Source organism: Streptomyces katrae (genome assembly GCF_000966975.1).
Taxonomy (GTDB): domain Bacteria; phylum Actinomycetota; class Actinomycetes; order Streptomycetales; family Streptomycetaceae; genus Streptomyces; species Streptomyces katrae.
Map to the genome: position 1 here is coordinate 1 of NZ_JZWV01000293.1, position 3002 is coordinate 3002.

The following is a 3002-nucleotide window of genomic DNA, read 5'->3' on the forward strand; positions in this document are numbered from 1 at the left end:
CCTCCCAGGTGTCGAGCGCGTGGAGGCCGTGGTCGTCGCCGTCGGGGTCGAAGAGGACGGGTCCCTCGACAGGGGCGTCGTACGGCCGCTCGGTGAACTCGCCCTCTGCGGGGGCGGGTACGCGCTCCCCGGTGGCCGGATCGCGCCAGTGTTCCTGGGTCCACTGCGACCACACCCGCAACAGGAGACGGCCGTCGGCCGCCTGGTGGACCTGGACGTCGGCGTCCCCGCTCAGGTTCGGCTTGGCCCGGTAGGCGCCGACCGGACGCCACCAGGCCCAGACGGTCCGCCACGGCATGTCCGGCTCGGCCTCGGCGACCAGGCCGGCGTAGTCCTCGTGGCCCAGGACCTTCGCCCCGAAGTGCAGCCACGAGGCGAACTCCGCGCGGGACACCTCGACTCCGTCGAGGACCGCGACGGCCTGTGCCCATGCCTCGCGGCCCGCTCCGCCGCCCGTCTCGGGCAGGTCCCGGACGGCATCGGGCCCTTCGGCGAGCAGGGTGGCGGGGGAGGAGAACAGCGTGTCGAGAGCGTCGCGAGTCATGCCGCCATGCTGCCACCCGCCACTGACAAGGCCGTTCGCGGGACCGTCCGTTCGCGGGGACGGGCCGGGCGGCCGGGCCTGTCGGCCCGTCAGCCGTTCAGGTTGCGCATGTACTCCGGGGCGTAACGGTCGCCGGAGGCGACGCCCCGCGGGGCCACGGCCTCGATCGCGGCGATGTCCTCGTCGGTGATCGTCACCCCGGTGGCGGCGATGTTCTCCTCCAGGTAGCGGCGCCGCTTGGTGCCCGGGATCGGCACCGCGCCCCGGTGCAGCACCCATGCGAGGGCCAGCTGGGACGGGGTGACCGACTTCGCCTCCGCGAGGCGGCGTACGGCGTCGACCACGGCGAGGTTGCGGGAGAAGTTCTCGCCCTGGAAGCGGGGGTCGGTCCGGCGGAAGTCGTCGTCGGCGAAGTCGTCGGGGCTGGTGATGGCGCCGGACAGGAAGCCGCGGCCCAGCGGGGAGTAGGCGACCAGGCCGATCCCGAGCTCGTCGAGGGCGTCCCGCACGCCGTTCTCCTCCAGGCCACGCTCGAACAGCGAGTACTCGGTCTGCACGGCCGTCAGGGGGTGGACGGCGTGCGCGCGCCGGATGGTGGCCGCTGCCGCCTCGCTGATGCCGAGGTAGCGGACCTTGCCCGCGGTGACCAGTTCCGCCATCGCGCCGATGCTCTCCTCGACCGGCACGTCCGGGTCGACGCGGTGCAGGTAGTACAGGTCGATGTGGTCGGTGCCCAGGTGGCGCAGCGAGCGTTCGGCGGCGCGGTGGATGTAGGCGCGGCGGCCGTTGTGGCCGTGGACCTTGCCGTCGTCGTCGATCTCGATACCGGTCTTGGTGGCGATGACCACCCGGTCGCGGCGGCCGGCGACGGCCTTGCCGACCAGCTGCTCGTTGACGAAGGGGCCGTAGCCCTCGGCGGTGTCGAGGAGGGTGACGCCCAGGTCGAGGGCCCGGTCGATGGTGGCCAGCGATTCGGCCTCGTCGGTGGCGCCGTAGAAGGCGCTCATGCCCATGCAGCCGAGGCCTTCGGCGCCGACGTGCAGACCCTGGGAGCCGAGTGCGCGCAGTTCCATGGTGTTCTCCTGGAGGGAAGAGGGAAGTAATTAACTAACTGGTTACCTACACAGTGCACGGAGCCTGGCCGTCATGTCAATAACTGGATAGTTACTTGCTAGCCTGGGCGCCATGGCACGTGATTCCAGCGCAACGAAGGCCCGCATCCTCGAGGCGGCCTTCGACGAGTTCGCCGCGTACGGTATCGCCGGCGCCCGGGTCGACCGCATCGCCGACACGGCCGGGGCGAACAAGCGGATGATCTACGTGTACTACGGCAACAAGGAACAGCTCTTCGACCAGGTGATCCTCCGGGCCGTGGAGCAGGGCGCCGAATCCGTCCCCTTCGACGCCGAGAACCTCCCCCGCTACGCGGGCGCGATCTTCGACCACCTCAGCGCCGACCCGAGGCTGATGCGGCTGCTGATGTGGAAGAGGCTGGAACGCCCGGAGGCCACCGCGCTGGAAGCGGAGTCCTACGCCCGCAAGACCGCCTCACTGGCGGCGGCCCAGCGCGAGGGCCACGTCGACCCCGCGCACGATCCGGCCGACCTGCTCACCCTGGTCCTCGGCCTGGCCCAGGCCTGGTACACCACGGCCGGCGGCGGCGCGGACGCCGCCCGGCACCGCGCCGCACACCGCGCGGCGGTGGTCGACGCGGTGGCCCGGCTGGTCGAGGTCCGCGAAGCCGCCTGACGCGCACACGCCCCCGGAGGTCTGGATGGACGTCACGCTCCGCCCGGTACGCGACGAGGACCTGGAGGTCTTCTACGCGCAGACCAACGAACCCGAGGCCGTCCGGATGGCGGCCTTCACCCACGAGGACCCGGCGGACCGGGCCCGGTTCGACGCGCACTGGGCGCGGATCCGCCACGATCCCGGGGTCCTCGCGCTGACCGTCGTCGGCGCGGACGGAGAGGTCGTCGGCCACGTCGGGGTCTTCGGACCGCCCGGAGAGCGCGAGGTCACCTACTGGATCGGCCGCGCCCACTGGGGCCGCGGGGCGGCGACCGCCGCGCTGCGCGCCCTGCTCGGCGCCGTACCGGACCGCCCGCTGCACGCCCGCGCGGCCGCCGACAACGGTGCCTCGCTCCGGGTCCTGGACAAGTGCGGGTTCCTCGTGACCGGCCACGAGCGGGGCTTCGCCCATGCGCGCGGCGAGGAGATCGACGAAGTGGTCCTCACCCTCCCGGGCTGAAACCGGCTCACGCCGCCTGACGCCGGCTGAGGCTCAATGGAGGACCGGCGCGGGCGCGCGTGGCAGCATGGGGCCGGCCCGAGCCGCCCGGCCGGGCGGGTGGACGGCGCCGCGCGCCCGCGCGCCCGCACGGCTCATGTCGTCCGAGATCCCCGGGGTGCCCCATGCCGGAAGCCGCGCACCTCCCCGCGTCCCCTCCGCCCGGCG

3 protein-coding genes and 1 pseudogene are annotated in these 3002 nt (G+C 73.0%); 2 read left to right on the forward strand and 2 right to left on the reverse strand.

Annotated elements, in window-relative coordinates:
• Both VR44_RS12040 and VR44_RS12045 read right to left on the reverse strand, forming a co-directional pair.
• Positions 1 to 544: pseudogene (locus VR44_RS12040) on the reverse strand (SUKH-4 family immunity protein); the annotation flags it as partial.
• 89 nt (positions 545 to 633) lie between these two features.
• Complete coding sequence (locus VR44_RS12045; RefSeq protein ID WP_045947442.1) at positions 634 to 1617, reverse strand: aldo/keto reductase; 984 nt, start codon at positions 1615 to 1617, stop codon at positions 634 to 636.
• A 112-nt stretch (positions 1618 to 1729) separates the two neighbouring features.
• On the opposite strand from VR44_RS12045, the gene VR44_RS12050 reads away from it, so the two are divergent.
• Both VR44_RS12050 and VR44_RS12055 read left to right on the forward strand, forming a co-directional pair.
• The gene (locus tag VR44_RS12050; protein ID WP_045947443.1) at positions 1730 to 2293 is read left to right on the forward strand and encodes a TetR/AcrR family transcriptional regulator; all 564 of its coding nucleotides are present in this window, start codon (positions 1730 to 1732) and stop codon (positions 2291 to 2293) included.
• A gap of 25 nt (positions 2294 to 2318) precedes the next feature.
• Positions 2319 to 2795 carry a GNAT family N-acetyltransferase gene (locus tag VR44_RS12055; protein WP_045947444.1) on the forward strand — a complete coding sequence of 159 codons (477 nt, stop codon included), beginning with the start codon at positions 2319 to 2321 and terminating at the stop codon, positions 2793 to 2795.
• Positions 2796 to 3002: the final 207 nt, after the last annotated feature.